Consider the following 23,915-nt stretch of genomic DNA (forward strand, 5'->3'; position numbering starts at 1 on the left):
ATATGACCTAGCACTTGTACTAGGTTGGCAGCGTGGGCTTTCAGACCTATACCTTGATGAATGCTTTGATTATCAAGAATGGTGACGCGTACCGAATGTCGGTGCGCCGTAAATATGGATGGAACCAAGCATATGGACAGCTCTCTACCCGTCGTACAACTAAAAGAATCACACGCGCTTGCGCTGGACACCACAGATAAACCTCTCGGAGGCAGCTATACGCTCGTCGTCGCACCTTCCGCGCGCACGAGCCCAGGCGGTAAGGTTAAAGTTGCCTGGCAGGGATTTTCTTCTGACGGCTTTCGCGACGAGCTTTTTTCCGACGAGCATATTGTGACGGCCAGTGATCAGATACTCAGTTGGGTGCTGGACCCGACGCATGTTTCATTTATTGAAGGTGGCACTGCACAAATGAGTTACCGGGTAGAGTACTCGGATGATCCGGGTGAATTTTTTGACTCCGACATACAGACAATCGATATTAACCCCACTTCTGCCCCACGCCTGACAGCCTTTAGTATCGACAATCACACAGGAGGTCCTGTTGACCCTGTGGACTACCCGCAAGGTATGAATCTGAACGTTGATGTGTACCCTGACATTCAGGTCGGTGACTGCGTGTTGTGTTATATCCAAGGCGGGCCGGGCGAACCGCAAGTCATTGACTATCTGCTGATCGACCAGTCGATTATTGATAAAGGCACGTTCCAGTTCACTGTGGAGCAGCCTTGGCTGGAAAAAATATAAACGAGAGAGCTGTCTTTGAATATCAATACGCTCGTTACGGAAAAGCTGAATCCTCGTACGCACTGAACATTGAGATTAAAGAGGCGTATCTCTCTATGCCACCCATTATTGAAGGCGCAGAACCAGGGGCGCCAGGGCCCCCTGTTCGGTCGCACAAAAAGGTACCCTCGCAAGGCTACATTAGTGCTATGTCGTTAAGGGCCGGAGCACGTGTAAGGATTCCGCCCAGCGAGGAGTTAATGGACGGCGACACAGTCGAGGTTCAATGGCAAGGGTTCGGCACCAGTGGACAGTACGTTACGAGCGTTTCCGAGCCAGAGGACGAGGGTCTGTTTTTGATTCCAGCCAGTGCGGTGCCAGCCAACATGGGCAAGCACGTTAATGTGCTCTATCGGATCAACCGGCCGGGCAAAACGCTCATCACCTCTGAAGTATTTATTCTGCTTATTACCCCTTTGCCCACCCACAACTACACCACCGTACAGTGCAGCTGTACCGACATCGGTAGATTGCTGTTGAATTGCGTGCCGGAGTCCGGAGCAGTCGTGACGCTGCGAAAGTGGGTATTCATGGCCCCCGGCCAACGCGTTACCATTGAAGCGAACAGTGGGACAAGCGAGTGGCCGTTGAGCGATTTCCCGATCACACAAACGCATATTGACCAAGGCCAGATAACGGCAACCCTGAGCAAGTCTTTTCTGACGCAGCTGGGTGTCGGCGCACGTCTAATACTCAATGTGTCTGTCAGTTTTGATGACGGGAATTCGTTTACCAGGTTTCCCGCTGTGTCATTGGTGCTGGCAATTAAACAACCCGACAATCACGATGTTGAGTCAGACGTTTGTGTTCAACCACCCGCTGTAGACTACGCCACGACTGGCATGTCTAAAAAACAAATGATCGAATGGATGCAGGTAAAGCCGAGAACGATGGGCTGGGGGGCAATCCTGGTATTTAACCGAAAAGACACTAACACTGTTTTATTGCAGGAGTATATCAGTCGCTTCAGCACAGGCGACTACCTGGACCCTATTGAAAAGTATATCGCCACGACCGCGACAACTGGCCAGTTTATCACGGGCTACCAGATGGACTGTCCACGACTTTCATTTGAAACGGCCAACATTGATCGTGAAACAGCAGACGCCAAACTGACGATGAACGTCGTCGGTGGTACTCAGGTGACGTTTAACCACATCCCCGGCGGTAAAGAACCGACACGCATAGGTATCATCGACCCGCTTAACGGACCAGTCCTGACAATGGACCTGGAGCTGGTTGACGTACCGGGAAGCATTGACAGTGCTGGGAAGGTCGTCCTGGACCTGAGTAAAAGCAGCAATTTCAGCCTGAGCTTTTCCGATTTTATATTAGAGCAAGAAGCCGGAGGGATTTTTTTCAAAGAGTATTTCGAAAGTCTACCCGACAGTAAACGTGTGGTAACAATAAGTGAAATTACAAAGCATTCGGATGACGTCATAAAGCCCGAGACTTTCAAATTGCGTACCCAAGCCGCACCAGGGAGCAAAGAGCGCAATGCGGGCAATTATGGTGATGGATCAGTGTTGGTATTGGTTGCCATGGAAAACGAAAAATCCGGAGGCAACCCTGGTGCAGACTTTCCCTATCTGATTCCCAATGATACGCAGAACAGCGCAATACTCTTGATGAGTAACAAGCTGTTGTTGGAGGCCACTATTGGTGAGGCCATGGTGATGGTTGGACTCATTAATCCTGGAGCGTGGACAATAGAGCCAGAAAGTGCGGAATCATTTAAGATAATTCATCCGCAAGCCCCTCACTTTCACACATCCATCTCGTTTTTTGAACATGGGCAGTTTAATTGTAAAACAGAAACAACCTACAATACGTCGGATGCGGGAGCAGACAGAAGCGCGGTAGGGCGTATACAAAACGGCAAGATACATCTCGGGCTTAATATATCATCCCCCAAAGGTGTCAACACAGCCATTGCAGCTGAAGGCTGGCCTGCCAGCAAACACGCCTATAATGATGTAAAGACTGATATCTCCAAGAGCTGTGGTTATGAGGTAGACCGCGCATCGCATATGATAACGCCCACAGGGCTGACATCAATGAGTTCCGCGGTTTCCTTTCCAATTCATAAGCCACCTCCCGTTAATGATGGGGACGCTCAACAAGCATTTAGACAAGTCGAATCCCAATTTGTGAGTACATTGAAATCAATGTATGAAGACGATTTAGACTGGATACTGAAAAAACTGCCAGACATTAATATATTTGCCCTTCAATCTATTCTGTTCAAGAGCGGTGACTCTATCGCGTTCGATGAGGTAGCTCTCCCAGGCGATATGGCCGTCTTTGGTCATTTGGGACCCACCGTTACGCATTTCTCGATCAGCCCACTTGAAGCGGTGGTGGGTTTAGGCGACACGTTACCATTCACCACCACCCCCTCTACTTCAGGCGTGGCCTGGACGGTTAAGAGAATTGCTGGAGAGACAGGCTTCCCTGGGGGTGTGAATAAAGACGGGGTTTATGAGGCTCCACCCAGCCTTGGTGGAGCGCCCTTCATTCGGGTCAAGGTAACTGCGACGGTAGGCAGCTACAGCAGCTCGGCCCTTGTATCGGTAGTGGTCAGCGATATTACCGTCAATCCGGTTATTCAAACGTGTGGCGCATATCAAAAACGCTCACTGTCGGCAGGCAGCCGAGGCGCCGACACACTGACATGGACGCTGAAGACGCCGTCCAATGGCGGACACCTTTTAAATAAGGTAGGGTTTGAAAATACTTACACTGCACCTACGCCCGCTCCAGACGTACCTTACTTTGTTGAAGAAGTGGTAGTCGAAACTGAGGCCGGGAAAAAGAGGTCGAGTTACCTCGTGGTATTAAATGCCCCATCGGTGCTCAACATCACGAGAGACTTTTCCTACTCATCTGTAGAGCGTACAAAGTTAATTGTGAAAGCAGGTGTTACACTTCTGAAGCCTGAGGAAGTTACGTGGGAGATAATACTTGGCTCAGGCAGTATTGATAATGGCGTCTACACCCCGCCGTCGCCGCTTGAGCATAACTTTGTTTTAATAGTTGTCAGGCACACTGTGCTCACCAGCTTCATTGGTTCTATACTGATCCCTCTGCCGCTATTCGACTACCCGGAGGATACCGCACCCTTGACGCCTGAGTTTATGCCAGCTTGCCGCCCTATTTAAAGTAGCCGCTTTATTAATACAAGGAGTTTATCATGAGCCATTCAAGGGACGAGCTGTTAGTGTCCATGCGAGACCGCCCTTCAACATCCGACTGGGGGGCTATTTCTATTTTCGGTCGTGCGCGACTGAATAGATTGTTGGAACAGCAATTCGTCGCTGGTTTCGACGAACTCAGCTTCCTGCCGCCCTTCAATTTGTCGTCTATTTTTCTGACGGAGAAAGAAGATGAGTGGATGGATATCGAGGCCGTTATTCTGAGTCAGCCGTTGCTATCGTTTGAAACCGCCTCTCTTGATAATTCGCAGGCCACACTGACAATGTGGTTCATCGCCGGAACGGTGACGTCATTTTCAGCGTTGGCCGGTCAGCCGACACTGTTGACCTCCAGCTTCAAGCTCTCCGAGCAGCAAGGTTTCAAGCTGGTCATGACTATTAATCTGACCGTGGTGGTGGGTGAGGTCGACAAGCGTGGACGAGTCACTCTGGATTTGAAAGACGGATATGAATTCACGACCAATCTCTCAAACCAGCTCAATGTCCAGCATCGTGTTGGCCTGGCATTTCGGTCGGTGATACAGAACCTGCCACGTCACAAACGGGTATTCGAGCTTGGCATGCTGGACTTGAAAGGCTACAACCCGCTAACCCCGACAACCTTCCGTATCCTGACCCAGGCGGCGCCGGGCGCCAAGGACGCGAAGTCCACAAACTACGGCGAAGGTGGCGTGGTTATTTTCATCGCGTTGAGAGGTAAGGCTTCACCCGGCTATCTTCCAGGCGAAGGCAGTGGCTTTCCATATTTTATTCCGGATGACAAGGACGCTGCGGGGCAAGACCTTTACTCGGCAGCGCTGGTGCTGTCCTACGACATGCTTCAATACGTAGAGCAGCAACGACTTGACTTGCTTAACAGCCTGTTGTTTCCCGGCCAGAACGTATTTGTAGAAAGCTCCCGGCACGAACCGCACGATATGATTGTGTTTGGCAACATTGATCCGACGCTGACGACCGTTACGGTGGAGCCATTATTTAAAGTCATACAGGCAGGTCATACGCAACAATTTCAACTGGTACAGGGCAGGACAGTATTCAATGATGCCTCCGTCACCTGGAGTGTCTACAGCATCAATACCACTCACAGTGCCGGGCGTATCTCTACATCAGGCCTCTACGGAAGTGTCGAACCTCAAAATCTTGGCAAGGAAACAGTACGCAATATTGTAACGGCCAGTTATTACGACATAGTCGCAGGCAAGAACGTTCAGGCATCTGCTCTGATTGCTGTTGTCTTTGAAGGGATGACGGTCGCACCTCAATCATGTTTCAGATCTGCGGAACGTAACGCTAACCCGGTTGCATTTTCGGCGTCAACGCTAGGTGGGGGCAAGCTGAAGTGGTCGCTGCTGGGAGCAGAGTACGGCAAGTTGGACGTGACTGGTAATAGTGCCATTTACACACCTCCGGGGACATTGCCCGACGGCGAAGTCATGGCAGTGCAGCAAATCAAGGTTCTGGACTGTGACACTGGCTCGAGCACGCTGGCCTCTGTGGTATTGCTGGCAACGCCTCCGACTCTGGATGTTCATCCCCCCTTCAGCGCGGGTATAAACCGCTCCGCGGAGGTTCAACTTTCGGTCAAAAACACCTCTCCGGAATATATTCGCTGGAGCATACTCAGTGGTGGCGGCGGTGTCACGCCACAAGGACTGTTCTCCGCCCCTGCCCAGATTGAATCGCCGCTCAGTGTGGTACGGTGTGAAGTTATATACGGCGGAACCATATGGATGACTGGCTACAGCATCGTGCAACTGTCTGACTTCATCGCCGAGAAATCCTGGTCAAGTCTGTGTGAGTTCACTTTGACTGCACTTAATGACCAGCGCTCGGCATTTGCCAATGGCTATCAGCAAATAGCCGTGAATGTACAGATTGAGACCGATAACCAGGATTACCCTGTAACACTCGAAGAGATGAGCAGTCTGACCATTGTGTACAGGGACAGTGGGCAGGAGCTTGACTACCTGCCCGCGGGTAAGGACGGCATTGAAAGTGATGACCATTATACCTGGGTGGTCAATGGCGCGGAGAACCGTTTCAATCAATATTCCCCGTCCCTGAACACCTCCGATGAGCCCGTCAATGAAGCCCGTAGTAGCATTACCCGTAGAAGGGTGTACGTACAGACGCGCGCGAAGTCTGCCGAAGTGTTCTTTGCGAAAATCGTCGACCAATATGCGGTGCCGCATGTGTCGAATCATGAAAGCCAGTATGCGCCTTATACGATCGTGCTCAGTCCCCTGGAACCGCCAAGATTTCCGGTGACCAATTATAGATTTGCACTTCAGCGCGTTTCCGGCGGCGGCAATAACCCGCCGCAACAGGCAGACTACGATTATTTTCTGACCACCACCGATTACTGGACACTCGAGTTCGTCGGCACTAATGGACTATCTGTACGGTTTGTGAGATGCGAGTTCGAGGACAGTCAATCGACTGTTCAGTGGGAAAGTCGCAGGGTTAACGAAACGATGTTCAGCTACACCGGTTACCTATTCAACGATATGGCCGTTGAGGGTGATCAGGGAACTGTGAACTATGATGAACGGCTTGCTGAGGTTATACCCAGCACCTCGCTGGAAAGCAATATTGTTCCTGGATACGGCGTGGGGGCAGGGCAATTGATGATCTGTTTATTCCGGGTCGACAATGTCAAATATAATCAGGGCAGTACTGCGCGTTTACTGGAAGCCCCTCTCAAGCTACGAATGCTGGATGAGAATGGCAATCATCATGCGCTTTCAATCGGTTTTCCTTCAATAGAAGTTACTGACAGCCGGAACACATTGCTGATCAACGTCATTTGAATCTCTCAGCAGTCTGGGCGCTCTCGTGGTATCTGGTTCGCCGCGCCCAGTGAGTTGCCCTCCATAGCAACCGAGGCATGCCCCATGTCCACCACCACCTCACTGCACTCCAACGCCTTCAACTTCATGAGCTTCCTCAACAGCGGGGTCGATCCGCGTACCGGCCTGTATACCGCCTCCATCAGCCTGCCCGAACTCAAGGCCAATGACCTGGCCGGCCCCCTCGTGCCCATCACCCTGGCGTTCAGCCCCCTCAATACCCGCGACTCCGGGTACGGTTTTGGCTGGAACCTGCAACTTTCCCAGTACGACCCCGTCACGCGCATGCTCTCGCTGAGCAGTGGCGAGTCGTTCAAGGTCACCGGTTCCGACAGCACCAGCGACAGGCTATTGATGAAGGAGCAGAAACTCGACAGCTTTCACCTTCATCAGACCGGTAACGAAACCTTCAGGATCGTTCACAAGTCCGGGCTGGTCGAACGGCTACGTACCGGCGGCAGTACCGATAACCGCCTGGCCCTGCCATACGAAATCAGCTCGCCCGACGGGCGTTCGGTCTACCTTGATTACGACCTGTTCAACGGCCAGCAGATCCTGGCGTCCGTCAGCGACAGCCAGCGCACCTTGATCAGTTTGGCACGCACCAAGTGGCAGATTGAAATCATCCTGAACCCGGGGGTGCTGCCCGCACGCTTTACAATGGAGCTGGCCGGGTCTGACTTTCGTGTGGCGAAGGTAGTGCTGCCCACCGCCGACGGGGCCTGCTGGCGTTTCGTTTACCAACAGCTGAACGGGCTGTTATGCATCACTGAGGCCTACACCCCGAGCGGTGCCCGGGAAACCGTGGGCTATCACGATGCCGGACATGCATTCCCCCATGCCGACGCACGTCCGGCCTTGCGCAGGGTCACCGAGCATTTGACCTACCCCGGAAACGGTCAGTCGACCATCAGCACCCATTATGGCTACAGTGCCCACGGTACGGGCCAGACCAACAATTTTCTGGGCAACAACGCTAGCGGGCTGATCTGGGAAGACAACGGCGAAGACAACCTGTACCAGGTCAGCGGCAACTACCAGTACGGCACCACGCAAAGCCTGATCGTCAGCGGTGAGCCCGTACGCACTGTCGAGCGCAGTTTCAACCGCTTTCATTTGCTGACCGAAGAGACCACGACCCAGGGCGATAACGTGAAAAAGACCAGCACGGTCTATCACGCTCTGGAGCAATCCGATTTCGATCAGCAGCCGCCTTATTTTCAGCAGCCCAAAAACGTCACCAACAGATGGTCGCTGCGCAGCAACGCCAGTCAGGTGCGCTACGAAACCCTCAGCAGCGACTACGACAACTTTGGCAACCTGACGCGTCAGCTCCAGCCCAGCGGCGTGCTCGAAACCAGCACCTGGTACCCCGCAGAAGGCGAAACACAGGGCGAGTTTCAGTGCCCGCCAGACCCGGAAGGCTTCGTGCGTCACGTCCGGACCCGCACCGTCACCCCCGCGCAGTCCAAGTATGGCGAGCCCGCGCCGGTGCTGCGTAACCGCTTTGTTTATGACGCGATGGCGCCGGTCAGCGGCGCATCAAAACCCTGGCTGGTGCTCACCCGCGAGACGCTGCTCAGCGTGCAGGGCGACTCGGAAACGACCCTGCACGCCACCGGCCACCTCTATATTCAGCAGCCGGAGGATGTGTTGAGTCACGGTCGCCCCTTGCTGGACACGTTCACACTCAACGGCATCAGCACCCTGACCAGCTTTGCCTACAGCAAGTCCCTGAGTCGCGCCGCAGAAGGCGGCAAAAAGGGTAAAGCGCATAAAAAGTGCAGAGCATGCAGAAAGTGCAGAGCATGCAGAGCGTTGAGAAAAGCTAGCCTGGGCAGGAACGCTCGCCGGGCCGAAACCGTGCTCAAGACCACCCAGACCCTGAGCAGCACACTGGACAGCCACACCCGGACCCTCAATCTGGAGCACTCGCTGATCAATGGCGAGCCGCTGCTGACCGTCGACGACGCCAAAGTGGAGATTCGCTACACCTACGACGCCCTGGAGCGGGTCACCAGCGAAACCGTTGCGCCGGGCAGCGATTATGAGGCCACGCGTCGTTATGCCTACACACTGGTGGCCACCGAAGGCGAGACGGCGCATCAGCAGATCACCGACGTCAAGGGCGTGACTACCTGCAGCTACCTGGATGGGCTGGGTCGGGTGTTTCGCGAAACGCGTCAGAATGCCGATGGTGCCGATGGCAACAAACGCATGCGTGATACCTACGCAGCCAGGTACGACGCGCGTGGCCAGTTGCAGCAAGAAACGCGCTACGACTGGCTGGACGAAAACAACAAGGTGCTGACCCTGACCAGCACCTTTGGCTATGATGACTGGGGTCAGCAGGTCAGTGAAACAGGGCCGGACGGGGTGGTGGCATACAGCTTGATGAACCCGTTTGGCTGGCGAACCGGAGATGGCCACTATATGCCGACTCAAAGCAGTTGGCAGCAAGCACGTAACGACCCCGACAAGCACTACGGTCGGGTAGAGAGCAAACTCAACCTGCTCGGCAAGCCTGACGCAGTGGAGCGCTTTGATCTGGACAGGCAGAGCATGGGCAAACAGCTTTATCGCTACGACGGCCTGGGTCGTATGGTTGAGGAAGTCAGTGTCTTGGGCCATATCGGCAGCTATCGCTACGATACTTTCGACCGTATGGTCGAGAGCACACTGCCTAATCATGACAAGGTTTTGCGCAGTTATGCCGCGCACAGCATCGCCGAACTGGCTAGTGGAGTAACTGTTCAGTCTGCCTACGCTCGCCTTGCCGCAGTCATTGCCGGAGAGCAATCGTTCGACGGACTCGGCCGCCTCATCCAGCTCCGGACGGGTGGGCGCATCGAAAATTATCGCTACAACAGCAGCCACCTGAGAATCAGCGAGCGCATCACGCCCAGCAATGCCTCCATTCATTACACCTATGATTTGGGCCTGACCGAAGAGCCGATCCGCACGCAGTCACCCGATGGCGACGTCAGCTTTGAATATGATGAAAAAAGCGCACGTATGCTGAAGTCAGTCAATAGAGAGGGGGAACGCAGCTATACATACGACGCCGCAGGGCATCTGCAGCAGAATATCTGGAAGGCAAGCGGGCAAACCTGGGCCACCCGGTACACCAACTCGCTACTTGGCAGGCAACTGCAACGCACGGATGCCAGCGGCATCAGAACTGTTTACAGCCATGACAACTTCGGGAGAGTAAGCAGCGTCATACAAGGGCAACTGCAAGCAGCATTCAGGTACGACTCGCTGAGCCGCACCACTGGCACACGAACCACCGACATGATGTCCGAGGCCTATCTGGACACCGTTGTCGAATACGATGAACACTCGCGGGAAACACTGCGCACCCTGAACATGAGCGGACGCCCTGCCCGCACTGTTCGTCAGGTATGGAGAGCTGACGATCAACTGCTCAGCCGACACCTTCAAGAGGCTGGCAAAAGTCTGTTACTGGAAGAGTTCACCTACGACAATCGTGGAAGGCTGATGCAGTTCAGCTGTTCGGGGGCGACGCTGCCGCGCAACAGGCAGGGGCGTAAAATAATCAGTCAGCTGTTTCGTTTCGATACGCTGGATAACATCGTTGCCTCCATTACCCACTTTATCGACGATTCCAAAGAAAGGGCGGATTACCAATACAACGCGCCCGTTGATGCCTGTCAGTTGATGCAAATCAGCTACTCACTCACGAAAGGCATACACACTATTCGTGACTATATTCCCAAGATCAGCTTTGTCTACGACGACGACGGCAACATGCTCAATGATGAGCAGGGTCAACAGTTGATTTATGACAGCCAAAACAGACTGATGAGTGTCAGAAATAGCAGCGGTCTTTCGGTCAACCGGTATGACTATGACGGACACAATCACCTTACAACAGTCACGCAAGGCAGTGACGCTGCCACGTTACGTTTTTATGAAGGAGATCGACTGAGCAACACGGTACAGGGTCAGGCCAGAACTCACTACCTGAGCGACGGCGATACACCCCTTGGCCAGCAACAGGTCGGTGACACGGCCAGCACAGCATTGCTATTGATGACTAATGCGAGCAACAGTGTCATCGGTGAAATCCAGCAATCGGAATTGCGCACGGCTGTTTATAAAGCTTATGGCGAACGCAGCAGTAATGACGGTGAGTTGCAAAGCCTTCTGGCATTCAATGGCGAAGTACGCGATCCGTCCTGCGGCTGGTATCTGCTGGGCAAGGGCTACCGCGCTTACAACCCTGAACTGATGCGTTTTCACAGCCCGGACTCGATGAGCCCGTTCGGGGCGGGCGGGCTCAACCCTTATGGTTACTGCATAGGCAATCCGATTGCCTTTCAGGACCCGACCGGGCATAGCGTGGGTCAGCTTTATTACAACCAGCACGAGACCGATGGACTTGCCATCGCACTTACCTGGGGTTTTGCAGCGATGGGCATTGCCTTCTCGGTAGCCTCATTTGGTTCGCTTTCGCCTGTCATGATGGCGGTCGTGGGTGTAGGGATAGCCACTGAGATCGCATCCGCAAGTATGATCACTGCCAGCCTGGCAACTAGCGACCCGGAGAAGGCCAATAAACTTATGAACACCGCTTTAATAATGGGTACGGTCAACTTTGTAGCTGGTGTTGGGGTGATGAGCAAGTCAAGTTTTAAAGCCGTCGCCAAAACGGCTAACGGCTCATTAAACAACATCGGAAAAAATACTGGGAGTTTGGCTCGCAGACACTCCGCCCCTGCCCGTCTTAACAGCACTGCAAGTAAAGGGTCTGCAATCGACAATGCCCTTCCAGCCCCACCTCTAACTCGAAGTAATAGCGTGTCCTCAGGTCTAATTAAAGTTAGCGTAGATGTTCACCCTACCCCTGCCCCGCCGCCGCCACCGACTCCTGCTCGCCCTGCGTCACCTCGGATAGACTACGACTCGAAAACCAGCAGACGTTCCTCATCGTCTTTATCGCTTTCATCAGATAACAGCTCGCCCCCTGAATTGAAAAAAAATTGGCCACGGTCATACATAGACATTGTAGATGATAGCCCCCCTGACGACGCATCAAAACTTAGGGGAACAGGAATTCTCAACCTCCCCACTTGATAATTTCTGACAACGCCATCTCACGCCTTGGCACGCAAGTAACCAAGGCGTAAGACCACTAAATATGCCGTCGCAGTTTCAAAAAACCATCAAGAATAATACTCGGATCACTGCTTATTTCGCCAAACCCTCATCCTACGTAACAAAAGGAAAAATCCCTACACAAACAGGGAATCCTCCTATTCTCTCAGCCCGCCAACCCGCCTAACCTGCACGCCGCCTGTAGGACCAAACCTACAAATGTTTCACATCATCCTTACAGGCGCTGCTGCGGTTTACTCAAGCAATAAGTAAACCCGTAAATACGTCTATCGACTCGGTAACGCAGATGACATGCGCTATCCCGAGACATTCATTTACAAAGGAATTACAAATGAAACGCACTTTGCTCGCCCTGCCATTGACCCTGCTGATGGCCGCTGCTGCTCCTGCTTTCGCCAATACTGGCAATATAAGCTTCACCGGTAATATCACGTCGGCCACGTGCAGCATTCAGATAGTAGACCCGATCACCGGTATGCCGGGTAATGGCCAGATCAACATCGGCACTGTCGCCGCCAGCCGCTTTACCGCCGCTGACCAAGAGGTTAGTGGCAAAGATTTTGCCCTGCGATTCACTCCAGGTTCAGGCTGCAACTATACAACCTACGTCGCCAATGTGACGTTTACCGGGGCTGCAGATTCATCGGGCCAATACTTCAAATTCAAATCGCAAAACGGTTCCGCAACCAATGTCGTTGCGGTGTTGAAAGACAATACTGGCACAGTGATAGAAAACGGCAAACCATCCGTTGATTACCCGTTGAGCGCCACCGTTGCTACCGACATGAAGTTCTCCGTCATGTTCCGCTCTACAGATGCAGCAGTAACCCCTGGTTCAACAGAAGCAGACGTGGGTTTCTCCGTCGCCATAAACTGACACACGTCCCTGCTCCCTGCCCTCGCCTGAGGTGCAGGGAGCACGCTTGATGACACAGGTATTACATATGTTTTCGGAAAGACTGACGGTTCACGCGCGAACCTTATCATTTGCCGCTCTGAGCAGTCTGTTAATGCTCGGCTTTCAACCGTCCAGCCATGCAGCCCTTGTAGTCAGCGGCACCCGGGTGATTTTCGACAGCGACAAACGCAGCGTGTCGCTGATCATTTCCAACCCCAGCAAGGATCACTATGCGGTGCAGACCTGGGTCAACACTGCGGCAGACGACACCACCACCGCAGTGCCCTTCCTGACTTCCCCGCCCCTGTTCAGGCTGGACCCTAAGAAAGAACAACAGCTGAAGATCAGCGGCTTGCCTAACAATCTCCCCAGAGATCGGGAGTCGCTGTTCTACTTCAACGTTCAGGAGATCCCTCAAGCGGATACACAGGGGTCGGGCAACGTCCTGAACATCGCATTGCGGACCCGGATAAAGCTGTTTTACCGGCCCACCGAGCTCAAGGACAACCCGGTTGCACGCCTGAAAGATCTGCAATGGTCTATCAGCCAGACCGATGGCAAGACACAGTTACGAGTGGAAAACCCTACGCCATTCCACGTGTCCTTCACACGCTTTGAGGTGAAGGCCGCACTCACAACCCTTCGACTTAACAGCCCGACAATGGTGGGGCCATTTTCCAGCCAGTCCTATCTGCTCGACGGCCTCAAGCCAGGACCTGACATACAGGTGACCTTTGCCGCCATCAATGATTACGGCGGCGTCACTCCGGATATAAACGCCACGGCCCTGCTCAAGCCATAACCCCGCCGCACACTGCCAGGAACACCCCAATGCTTTTCCACATCGGACCATCGCGTCCGGGTAGCCGCTTGCGCCTGACTTTCCTGTTTATTGTCAGTAGTGGCGTGCCCGCGTTGCAGACAGCCGCCGCGCAGGCAGCACAACCCGTCAAGTTTCAGTCCGGCTTCATGCGTCAGGACAGCATGCAGAACAGCGCCACCGCAGAAATGGCGCTGGCCAGCCTGAGCAATGAGCGAAGCCTGGCACCTGGACGCCATCTGGTCAGCCTGTTCGTCAATCTTAAATACGTCGACGAGTACGAGGTCGAGTTTCTGGCCCACCCCGAGGATGGTCGCCTGATGCCATGCCTGTCGTCCCATTGGCTGGGCGAATGGGGCGTGCGTCTGGACGGCCTTTTGGAGCCGCTTGATACGCAAAATGTCTGTTTTGACCTGCTGTCACGCATACCCGGTGCATTGATCGACTTCGATACGAGCAGGATGGCAGTGTCGTTATCGATCCCGCAAATTGCCATGCGCCGGGACGTGGCGGGTCACGTCGACCCTGCGCGCTGGGATTCAGGTATCAACGCTGCTTTCGTCAACTATCAGGTCTCAGCGCAGCAAGGCAGCAGTCGATATGGCGGCAGCCAGACCAGTGACGATATGTACCTCAACGGCGGAATCAATCTGGGCGAATGGCGACTGCGCAGCAGCCAGTCTCTGCGTCAGGATCCGGATGGCAAGCGACAATGGACGCGCGCTTACACTTATCTGCAACGCGATCTGCCAGGCACTAGCGCCAACCTGACAATTGGGGAAACCTCCACGCCTGGCGAGGTATTCAAGAGCCTGCCGCTCAAGGGCATGGTCGTTGCAACCGATCTCGGCATGCTACCGGATGTGCTGCAAGGCTACGCGCCGATCATCCGCGGCGTCGCCCAGACCCGGGCCAAACTTGAAATTCTGCAAAACGGGTATCCGGTCTACTCGACCTATGTCAGCCCTGGTCCTTATGAGATCAATGACCTGTCGATTACCGGCGGCAGCGGCGAACTGGAGATTGTCCTGACCGAAGCTGACGGCCTGGTTCGACGGTTTACCCAGCCGTATTCCACGCTGAGCAACCTGCTGCGCAAGGGCGTCTGGCGCTACAGCGCTGCTATCGGGCGCTACAACGCAGCCAATGGCACGGCCGGCCCGCCACTGTTACAAGGCACGCTGACAATGGGCCTGGGTCAAAAAATCACCGTGTACGGCGGCGTGCTGACGAGCGACTTCTACCGCGCAGGCAATATCGGCATCGCCCGTGATCTTGGCGCGCTTGGAGCCTTGGCGATTGACATGACCCACGCCAGCACCGATATCGACACCCAGCCCGACGGCAGCGTCAATGGCATGAGTTACGCCATCAAATACGGCAAGGCATTTCAAACCGGAACCAGTCTGCGCTTCGCCGGTTATCGCTATTCGACTGAAGGCTATCGTGACTTTGACGAGGCGGTTCGGGAGCGCAGCCGTGATTCAAACTATCGTGGCAGTCGACGCAGCCGTCTGGAAGCTGCTGCGTTCCAGAATCTGGGGAATGCCGGCTCACTGAGCCTGTCCTTGTCTCAGGAAGACTTCTGGAACACTACTTATCAGCAGCGCCAATTCCAGCTCAATTTCAACACGCAACTCAAGGGTGTCAGCTACAGCCTGTACGCCTCGCAGTCATTGAGCGATGAGCGCTCAGGCTCCGAAAATGACCGCCAGGTCGGCATCAGCGCTTCGTTCCCTCTGGATCTGGGGCACTCCAGCTCCGCCAGCATGAGTTACACGGACAGCGGCGGAAAACATAGCCAGACAGCGCGCTTGAGCGGCAGTGCCAGCCACGGCCGCCTCGGATATAGCGCGGCCCTGAGCAATGATCAGGACAGCAGACAATCAGCGTCCCTTTCGACATCCTGGCAAGCGCCCTTTGCCAGCGTGGGCGCTGGCGTGACTCAAGGCAACGACTACCGCAGCGTCTCGATGAACGCGAGCGGTGCGATATTGCTGCATGAGGGCGGTTTCGAGTTGGGGCCTTATCTGAGTGACACGTCAGCGCTCATCGAGGTGTCCGGTATTTCCGGAGTCGGTGTGACCAACGCGCCCGGAGTCAAAACCAATGAACGCGGCTTCGCACTGGTGCCCTATATGCGTCCGTACCGGGTCAATTACCTGGCACTGCAAACCGACGACCTGGGTCCGGATGTGGAAATCGACAACGGCGCCGCTCAGGTCATCCCGCGACGCGGGGCAATCGTCAAAAGCACCTTCGCCGCCCGAACGGTCAATCGACTAGCACTGACGATCTCATCCGCAGAAGGTTTACCGCTGCCGTTTGGCGCACAAGTCACTGACCTCGACGGCATTCTGCAGGGCGTCGTCAGTCAGGGCGGGCAACTCTTGCTTTCCATCGACAATGAGCCACAGACGCTGAATGTCCGCTGGGGCGAGCAAGAAGATCAGCGCTGCAAAATTGCCCTGGACCCGCAGGGCATGGAGCAGAAGCAGGGTTATCGCCTGCAATCACTGGTATGTCGCTAGGGCCGCAACACGAAAGCAGCCTATTTACGCACCGTTTCAATACAGGTTCTCATGCATGAAATCATTATTACGCACGGGGTGGGCTGCGCTCGCCCTGATTGCCGGGGCACACACGGGACTCGTTCAGGCACAAAGTTTCTGTGCGATCCGGCCGGCGGTTGGTACGCTCAATTACCACATCAACGTCGGCACGTTATATGCCCCTAAAGACGCAAAGGCCGGGGCGGTAATCGGCATGGCTGATCTACCGTTTTCCATTAGTTCCAGCGAAAGCGGGAACGTTTATTGCGTTAACGACGGGCACACATTGACCTTCAACAGCAGAGCGATCAACCCGCCCTTTGCGGGAACGCTACCTCCGGTAAACGGCGAGGATGTCTCGGGAAAAGTGCTGGATACCGGCATCCCGGGCATCGGCGCAATCATCAAGCTCGAGCACCCTTTCGACGGGGTGGCCGCTGGCTCTTTCATTCCGCTGGGGAAGCTGCCCACTGTGCCCTTCAACGCTCAGATGCAATATAACCTGCCCGCACCACTGATCATGCAGAATTTGCAGGGCAGCGTGACACTGGTCAAGACGGGGGTGATTGCACCTGGCCCGCAGGTCATAGGCAATCAAATGTTCTATGCCGCACTCTCGGCAATTTCTGGCCGGGCTTTTGAAGTCCGCCTGTCCGGAACGGTGATGCAGGCCCAATGCGGTGCGTCGGCGGTCAGCGATGACCCGGTGAAGCTCGGCGACTGGCGTGTTTCGGACTTCAAGGGGCCGACCAAAGGGACGCCGCCCGTATCATTCAACATTCGACTGGGAGCGTGTGAAGCGGATCCGGGAGACGTCAACATCGCATGGGCGAACATCCGCCTCGATGGCGTCAGTGGCTCAATGCCCGTGCCCGGCACTCCAGGCGGCTTTACGCTGACCAGCGATTCGACGGCTGGCGGCGTAGGCATTCAGATCATGCGCAGCGATGGACTTACACCGGTTGCGCTAGGCGCAGATGTACCGATTGCGCCGGTAGCCTCGGGCACGACCATGCTGGACTTCAGTGCCCGCTATTTCCAGATTGACGACACCGTCGCTATTCAGGCAGGTGAAGCAAAAGGCGCGCTGAGTTTTACCATCAGCTTCCAATAAAACCAGCAGTTATCTGAATACCGGGTCGTCAAGAGCCGGTTCAGCTAACAAGTGTCAAACTCAGCGACGGGAAGTTAGCTGGCGCTGCACCACTGGCAAAGCTGACGCTCACCCTCACGTCAAGCGCCTGATCGATCGTAAAGGCCTGAAAGACATTTTTCAGCACATCCACTGTCACTTTCGAGGCAGTTATGTCGCCCGCCTGAACCGGATAGTCGTCAAGGATCACCTGCGTGTTACCGACGCCCAGCAATGTGATAGTTACACGCTGGCCGGGTGCCATGAACGCCCATTTTTCCAACGAAAACGTTGCATAGCCTTCGATGAGGGTCAGACTGAGTTGCCGGACGACACCCACAGGCCGCGTGCACTGAACAGTCGGCCACTTGTTGTTAGCCATAGACTGGACAGTCAGACTATGCAGCTCCGATGTGGCAGGATCACTGCCGGCGACCTGATAATAAACCGGAATACACTTGCCCATATGCTGAACGATGCAGGTCGACGGAATGCTGAACCGCAGACCGCTCGCATCGGCAACTGTGGCGTGAAACGCCCCCTCGGTACCGGGAGTCGCCCACTGCACGGACAACACGTCTTCTGGCCTGATAATCGCATCGGATATGACCACAGTTGCGCCTCGCACGGCACGTGAAGGGTCCAGCGTACTGCTGGAGGGCAAGCCCGACGCCTCTGCAACGCTGGGGCTGGGCAGATAGCGCGGGAGCGGCTGAACCTGCACCTGAAGCAATACTACATAGGAGAAAGGAGACGAGTTGCCTGCACGGTCGGTGATTTGATAAAAAGCATAGCGCTCACCATCTCCACGCGCCCGGATTACACTGCCAGGAAAACTCAGGACAACAGAGCGATCGAGATCCTCTCGGTAGAGCGTGCGCCTCGAGACAATATTGTGTTCGCCGACATCGAACTGACCCTCGGCCCAGTACCAGGTAACGACATCTCCCGGCTTGCCGCCTAGATAAGACTCGATCAACCCGTCTGCCTCATCGCCGTTGTTTTCAAGATATTCAGCGGTAATCTGAGCGGTCTCGAACTGCAATTGCCCCTGATTATTGCCTAGTATCGGTCCAGTCAGATCGATGTTGACAGTCTGGTATTCCGAAGAGGCGAAATTGCCTAAATACTCCGTCACCTCATAATATAGTGAATGGGTTCCAGCAGTGAGATGAGATGCAGGAAAATCGAACAAAAGGTCGTCAACGGGAAGTGTCGGGTAAGTTGCCCCTGGCCAGGTTTTCTCATAGACCAATGTAATGTCGTCCCAGTAAACCCGAAGAACGACATTATAAGAAGCCATATTTTGGTAATCCCACGCGGGAATCTGTACCGGCAGTGGCTTATATGCATATTCCAAAGGTAACAACCCTTTTTCGTCCCATTTAGCATCGTCGGGAAGAAGAAAGGCAATGACAGGCGGTGGATATTTGAGATTCTGCCTGAAGAGCGTTTTGAATACGCTCCTCAGCCAGTGGCTAAGACGTTCATGCAGTCGAGTCGTTATCATGTCCAGATCCTTGAAATCTGCTTCCGCTTCGTGAACATCCATATTCACACCTGCGTACTTCAACACGTACGTGCCATTGCCGCGACTCGCAAAACTGCTAGTTGACAGTCCTGCCAATAAACTGATGTCTATAAAAAAGGAAGGTCATTATGACCTTCCTTTCGCCCTTCCTTTTTGTTTACCAGTTGTAGCGAATACCTATGCTCGCGCCCCACGGTTGCTCGATTTTATCGCCATTGCTGTGCTCGAAGTCGGCATGCACCTGCAAACGTTCCGACAGCGATGCAGCTACACCAAAACCCAACTCGCCACGCGAACCCGATAAATTGTTGTTGAAGACGTTGTCGTTGACGTGCACTTCGTTGTTTTTGGCGAACTCGTGAGCCCAGGCTGCACGCATATAAGGCTGTACCGTCCTGCTTTGGCCAAGATCGAAGTTGCGCCCGATCGTCGCACCGAGCTTGCCCACCAGCGAACGCGTCAGGTCGTTTTCGGCACGCATGCCGTTGTCCAGTTCATAATCCTTGCCTGCAACGACCACGCCGGCCAACTGGCTGTAGGGCTCGACAAAGTAACCCTTGTCCAGCTTGATATGGCGTCCGAACTCCAGCGACGCGCCGACACCCGAGTTGCTGTAATCGCCTTTTGTACGGGTGCCATCGCTCAGATTGACGCGGGCCTTGTTATTGAAACGGTTGAACTTGAGCACGCCGTCAAAGTAGTAGCCCGTGTCGCTGTCGAGCCACGTGCTGTAGGCACCGACATAGTAACTGTCTACTTCACCACTGGCGCCACGGTCCAGACTCAGGTCGGAAGTGCTCTGGCCTGCCATGACACCCGCCAGCCATTCTCCATCACCCAGCGGCAGCCTGCCATCAGCCCCCAGCGAAAAGCCCTGCTGAGTTTGCTGATAACCGAAACCCGATGCATCGGAGACATTCAGTCTGTTGCCATAGGTACGCATCCAGACACCCGCCTCTCCACCGCTATGACGCAACTCGCCCATGCGCGTACGCAGCGACGTCAGCTCGCCATACCATACAGTCGGTGCCGTGTTGAACAGCGCGACGACCGTTGCCGCAGCAGGGCTGACCTTGCGGGTCTGCGCGTCGAGATACCAGTCATTGGCACCCTGCTTGACCAGGTCGTACGACCAGGCACCCAGATCCACTGCCCCGCCCACCAGAGAAAAGTCTGCATCACCGGCAGCAGCGCGCACCACATGCAGGCTGGTGTCGGCAGACGGATCAGTGCCGGTGCTGCCAATCAGCAGCGAGTGACTACCGGTTGCACTGCCGGTGATGTCGAGAAAGTCTGCGCGCCCCGCGCCAAAATCCACATCCATGATGAATGTACCGTTGCCGGAAAGATTGGTTACCGACAGTGTGTAGAAACCGGCGGCATCGCCAAAGCGGACCGAACCGCTATTCATGGTCAGATCGGCCAGTGCGCTACTGCCGATCATGGCCCATTGGGCACCCTTGTTGATGGCAACGCTGCGGGTGTTTTCCAGGCGCCCGGTCAGTACGGAGTTGTTGTCGAGCAGCACATCGGCGAGCGCACCCGACTCGGCAAGTACATCCCCCGCCATGCTGCTGTTGTCGAGATTTAGCGTGACGGTGCTCCCCGATTCGACCTGCACGTTGCCATTCAGACTGCTTGTCGACACATACATTACGGCAGTAGAGGCGCCGGTAACTTCCAGCATGTTGCCGTTGCCACCCGTAAGGCTGGAACCGTTGCTGACATCAATGGCCACAACGGAGCCCGGCAACCTTGAAAACACTGGGGCAATCCGGACAGCGGCCCCCGTCTGTCCGACCACCTGCGTGCTGTCCAGCTTCAGTGAAGCTGCTGTGTAGACGTCCTCGGAGCTGATGGCAACACCATTCACAGTGCCAACGATGCTGCTGGCACTGGCCTGCGCTGCACCGGCATTAAGGCGCAAACCTACGCCGTTTACGCCAGTGCCCTCCAATTGCGATCCCGTAAGCCCAAGCTGACTGAAATGCGTAACCAATGCACCGGCCAGTGCGCCAGTGCTGGAGCTGTCGGTCAGGCTTACGCTCGAACCAGTTGTCAGGTTCTGCTGGCGATTTACAAGCAGGCCATTGCCGACGGTATTGGCAATAGTGCTGCCGGAGATTGTCGCAGTGCTGTTATTAACCTGCAGGCCATTAATGATTACTGCTCCATTCACGGTCATCCCGGAGCCATTGCGAACGGCGGCAGACGCAATCGTAGACCCGGCTGAAATGTTCAGCGTGGAGCCTGTCGCGGTTATTCTGCCGTGCTGGCTTCCGCCATTCACATTCAGGGTTGCGCCATTGGACAAGGCGTAGTCGTTGAGAAGACTGGACTGATCAATGTTTACCACCTCATCTATGACGGGAACAGGCGCAGCGATCAGGGAGTTACTCATCAGTAGCAGAGCGGCAAGCGATGTGCAATGAATGACGACGGGTAAAGGGCGTCGTGGTGCATACAGGTTTCGAGGCAACATCGTGCGCTTCCTTCATTCAAGAAATCGTGTAGATCAAATCGACATACTTGGCATACATTTGCCGAATACATACGAAGAGGCTGCGCATCCTACAAGCATATCTCTTTGCCTAATGCAGGCCTCTTCCGATAAGGCTGTAGGACCATTCCTGCAGCCTTATCACGCTTATCAGACTTCGTAGCAGCCAACTGTAATAGTCTATCCTTCTGATAAACACGCGTTTCCCGGTTACCCTCCGCTCACACACACCTGAATAAAACACGAAACCAGAGAGCCCATAGCATCAGAACCATTGCCAACAATGCCCCTGTAACTTATGGCCGCCTTATCAAAGTTTGCTACTTGAGTCCTTGCCAACAATAGCTCTACAGACTCCAGGAAACGCCTCCGAACACAACCCGGTCCCCGACACTCTAGTGATGATAGTCAATGTCGAATGCTTGCCCACTTGCCCACTTGCCTTTTTCAATGCGTAAATCACTCGACCACTGCCAACGGTAATAACCGGTTCGACAAGGTCCACATAGGGAATAATGAAAGAGATATCGTCCTTCGCATTGTCTGATGATAAGGTGACAGGGGGGAACTCATGGTAAGTGCCATCAATGGGGCGTGTCCCGTTTTGGGATTCGTAAGCCTGCCACTCAATCGTCATCTCGTCGCCAACCTCCATATTAGTCGTGTCGAAGGGAATTTTGATTTCGATCCCACTCCACGGCAACGAACAGCAATTGATAATCGGAACAGGAGTCGCGCCCGTCGAAGGAAGATAGCGATCCGGAAACTCGACCTCGGGCAGCCCGTCTATATCGACAATTCTGACATCCACTTCGATATGCATAGATTCCTGCTCATTCACGCCGTTCCAGGTACTGTAATAAACAGGCAACCTGTCACTATAACCACCGCGTTTTATGTCATCCCAAGGAATTATAAACTCGATAACGTCGTTCTGCCCTTGCGTTGAAATTTGAAACTCAGCGACGTGAGGCGTCAAATCTCCCCAGTAGAGCCGCAGAATATCCCCTGATGCAAACGGGTTGTTGGGCAATTGAGCTGTAGCGGCCTGGTCTTTATCGGCATCACCCAACACATTGTCTACCGGTTGCCCTTCGCGACTTTTCACGACGAGAGCGGGAAGTGCTGAATTTATCGGACCTGGGTTCGATGGATCCGGTGCGGGGCCTGCCACGGTAAAGTCAACCGTGACATCAACCTCAGGTGAAGGTATCGATAAGGCACCCCGCAGAACATTGTAACTCACTTTGAAAGTACGTTTATCCAGCGCACCGTTCGCCGAAAGCGTAAGCCAGTCTATGGGGACATACATGGGCAAAACTTCCAGCGGGACGGAGGGGACCGTCGTGCCTTCCCAGATAACTTGTATCTGGTCATCCTCTCGGACGTTGTTATAAATGGGTTCAGGTATCTCGACTTCGACGCCTAACTGAGCATCGGCCCGGTCGATTTCGCCATCTGCGGCCAGAAGAACATTTGGAGACTGAAGGCCATCTGGCGCAGGCACCAGTTCAAACTGTAGTACTGCGTCGGTTGAGATCTGCCCCAGATTACCGGTCCGGTCGACATAACGATAAGAGATCCCGATTTTTCCTTGCGCCAGCGTTCTTATAAGCGCGGATGGAATACGGACGTCCAAGTCAGCGTTGGGCATAGAAGCCTCTGTTACTTTGACCTCCCTGCTCATTATCGGTGTAAAGTCTTGTCGTAAAGACTTGGCAACTACCTGACCCCAAGAAATCGTGATCGTGTCTCCCGCGAGCATGTCGCTAGAGCGAGGCACTTTGATGTCCAGAAATTCATGGGCATCCAGATATTGCTGTGTCAAACCATCGCGTACCACGTCCTCTGGAATCACAGCCGGTGCGCCTATCTGGCCTCGATTGGGTGCCTGATAATCCACCTCAAGCACAAGCGGTATGGACGACATGGTATTTCCGAGCGAACTGCCATAGTCGTACGACAACTTGTACGGTTTCCCGCTACTGATAAGACCAGCCGCGATGGAATAACTTAGATCATCAGTCGATTCAAGTAAGTTTGTGGCCAAGTCCATCTCGTCGAGAAAAAATGTAATCGTGTCCCCAAACCCAATCTCCACAGGCGGTAAATTCGGGACGCTAACCTCGAGGTTGTTGTCCCACTGGCTCACCGGCCAAAGGTATCTCATGTCGCCTTTTACCGGGCCCAAAATACCCACAGCCTCCAGAACAGGCATTCTCGGATCGTCCTGGTCTAGATGCACCTGGCGCTTTGCGAGCCAGTCTTTACGGGTCTGCCTGGCAGACTTTTCCTTGGGTGAATACATGTCTCGTTCTCCATAACGATAGGTTGCGGCCAGCGCTGGCCGTGATGTGCAGAACCTGATCAATAACAGGCATCAAGGTGTTGCGTCCTGTAAGTACCCTAGAGCCTTATTGACGTGTCGTGTTACTAGTAGAAGTACTAGCTGGACAAGCATCTTTTTATGGCGTACGGATCATTGCGGGT

At 54.3% G+C, this 23,915-nt stretch carries 11 protein-coding genes; 8 read left to right on the forward strand and 3 right to left on the reverse strand.

The window, feature by feature from the left end:
* Window positions 1–132 precede the first annotated feature (132 nt).
* The 8 genes from I9H09_RS15490 to I9H09_RS15525 all read left to right on the forward strand — a co-directional run bounded on the left by I9H09_RS15490 (window position 133) and on the right by I9H09_RS15525 (window position 17,376).
* Window positions 133–747, forward strand: coding sequence for a hypothetical protein (locus tag I9H09_RS15490; RefSeq protein WP_122346464.1), 615 nt, complete (start codon window positions 133–135; stop codon window positions 745–747).
* Between the two features lie 239 nt (window positions 748–986).
* Complete coding sequence (locus I9H09_RS15495; protein ID WP_248972576.1) at window positions 987–3,947, forward strand: hypothetical protein; 2,961 nt, start codon at window positions 987–989, stop codon at window positions 3,945–3,947.
* A gap of 32 nt (window positions 3,948–3,979) precedes the next feature.
* A complete protein-coding gene (locus I9H09_RS15500; protein WP_147458940.1) occupies window positions 3,980–6,811 on the forward strand; it encodes a hypothetical protein in 2,832 nt (943 codons plus the stop codon).
* An 84-nt stretch (window positions 6,812–6,895) separates the two neighbouring features.
* Entirely contained in the window at window positions 6,896–11,950 is a 5,055-nt protein-coding gene (locus I9H09_RS15505; RefSeq protein ID WP_248972577.1) for an RHS repeat-associated core domain-containing protein, read from the forward strand.
* Between the two features lie 373 nt (window positions 11,951–12,323).
* On the forward strand, window positions 12,324–12,869 hold the full coding sequence (locus I9H09_RS15510; protein WP_122323477.1) for a fimbrial protein: 546 nt from the start codon (window positions 12,324–12,326) through the stop codon (window positions 12,867–12,869).
* Between the two features lie 67 nt (window positions 12,870–12,936).
* Window positions 12,937–13,692 (forward strand): fimbrial biogenesis chaperone, encoded by a 756-nt coding sequence (locus tag I9H09_RS15515; protein WP_397417048.1) that lies wholly within the window; start codon window positions 12,937–12,939, stop codon window positions 13,690–13,692.
* A gap of 29 nt (window positions 13,693–13,721) precedes the next feature.
* Window positions 13,722–16,241, forward strand: a complete 2,520-nt coding sequence (locus tag I9H09_RS15520; RefSeq protein ID WP_122347790.1) for a fimbria/pilus outer membrane usher protein — start codon at window positions 13,722–13,724, stop codon at window positions 16,239–16,241.
* Between the two features lie 55 nt (window positions 16,242–16,296).
* Window positions 16,297–17,376: a fimbrial protein gene (locus I9H09_RS15525; RefSeq protein WP_024669592.1), complete on the forward strand. Its 1,080-nt coding sequence runs from the start codon at window positions 16,297–16,299 to the stop codon at window positions 17,374–17,376.
* Window positions 17,377–17,416: 40 nt separating this feature from the next.
* Here I9H09_RS15525 and I9H09_RS15530 read toward each other — a convergent pair whose 3' ends face one another.
* The 3 genes from I9H09_RS15530 to I9H09_RS15540 form a co-directional block, all read right to left on the reverse strand.
* Complete coding sequence (locus I9H09_RS15530) at window positions 17,417–18,946, reverse strand: hypothetical protein (protein ID WP_053931291.1); 1,530 nt, start codon at window positions 18,944–18,946, stop codon at window positions 17,417–17,419.
* A 136-nt stretch (window positions 18,947–19,082) separates the two neighbouring features.
* A complete protein-coding gene (locus I9H09_RS15535; protein WP_122347791.1) occupies window positions 19,083–21,407 on the reverse strand; it encodes an autotransporter outer membrane beta-barrel domain-containing protein in 2,325 nt (774 codons plus the stop codon).
* 328 nt (window positions 21,408–21,735) lie between these two features.
* Complete coding sequence (locus I9H09_RS15540; protein ID WP_122347792.1) at window positions 21,736–23,733, reverse strand: hypothetical protein; 1,998 nt, start codon at window positions 23,731–23,733, stop codon at window positions 21,736–21,738.
* Window positions 23,734–23,915: the final 182 nt, after the last annotated feature.

Source organism: Pseudomonas tremae (assembly GCF_023278125.1).
GTDB classification, from domain to species: domain Bacteria; phylum Pseudomonadota; class Gammaproteobacteria; order Pseudomonadales; family Pseudomonadaceae; genus Aquipseudomonas; species Aquipseudomonas tremae.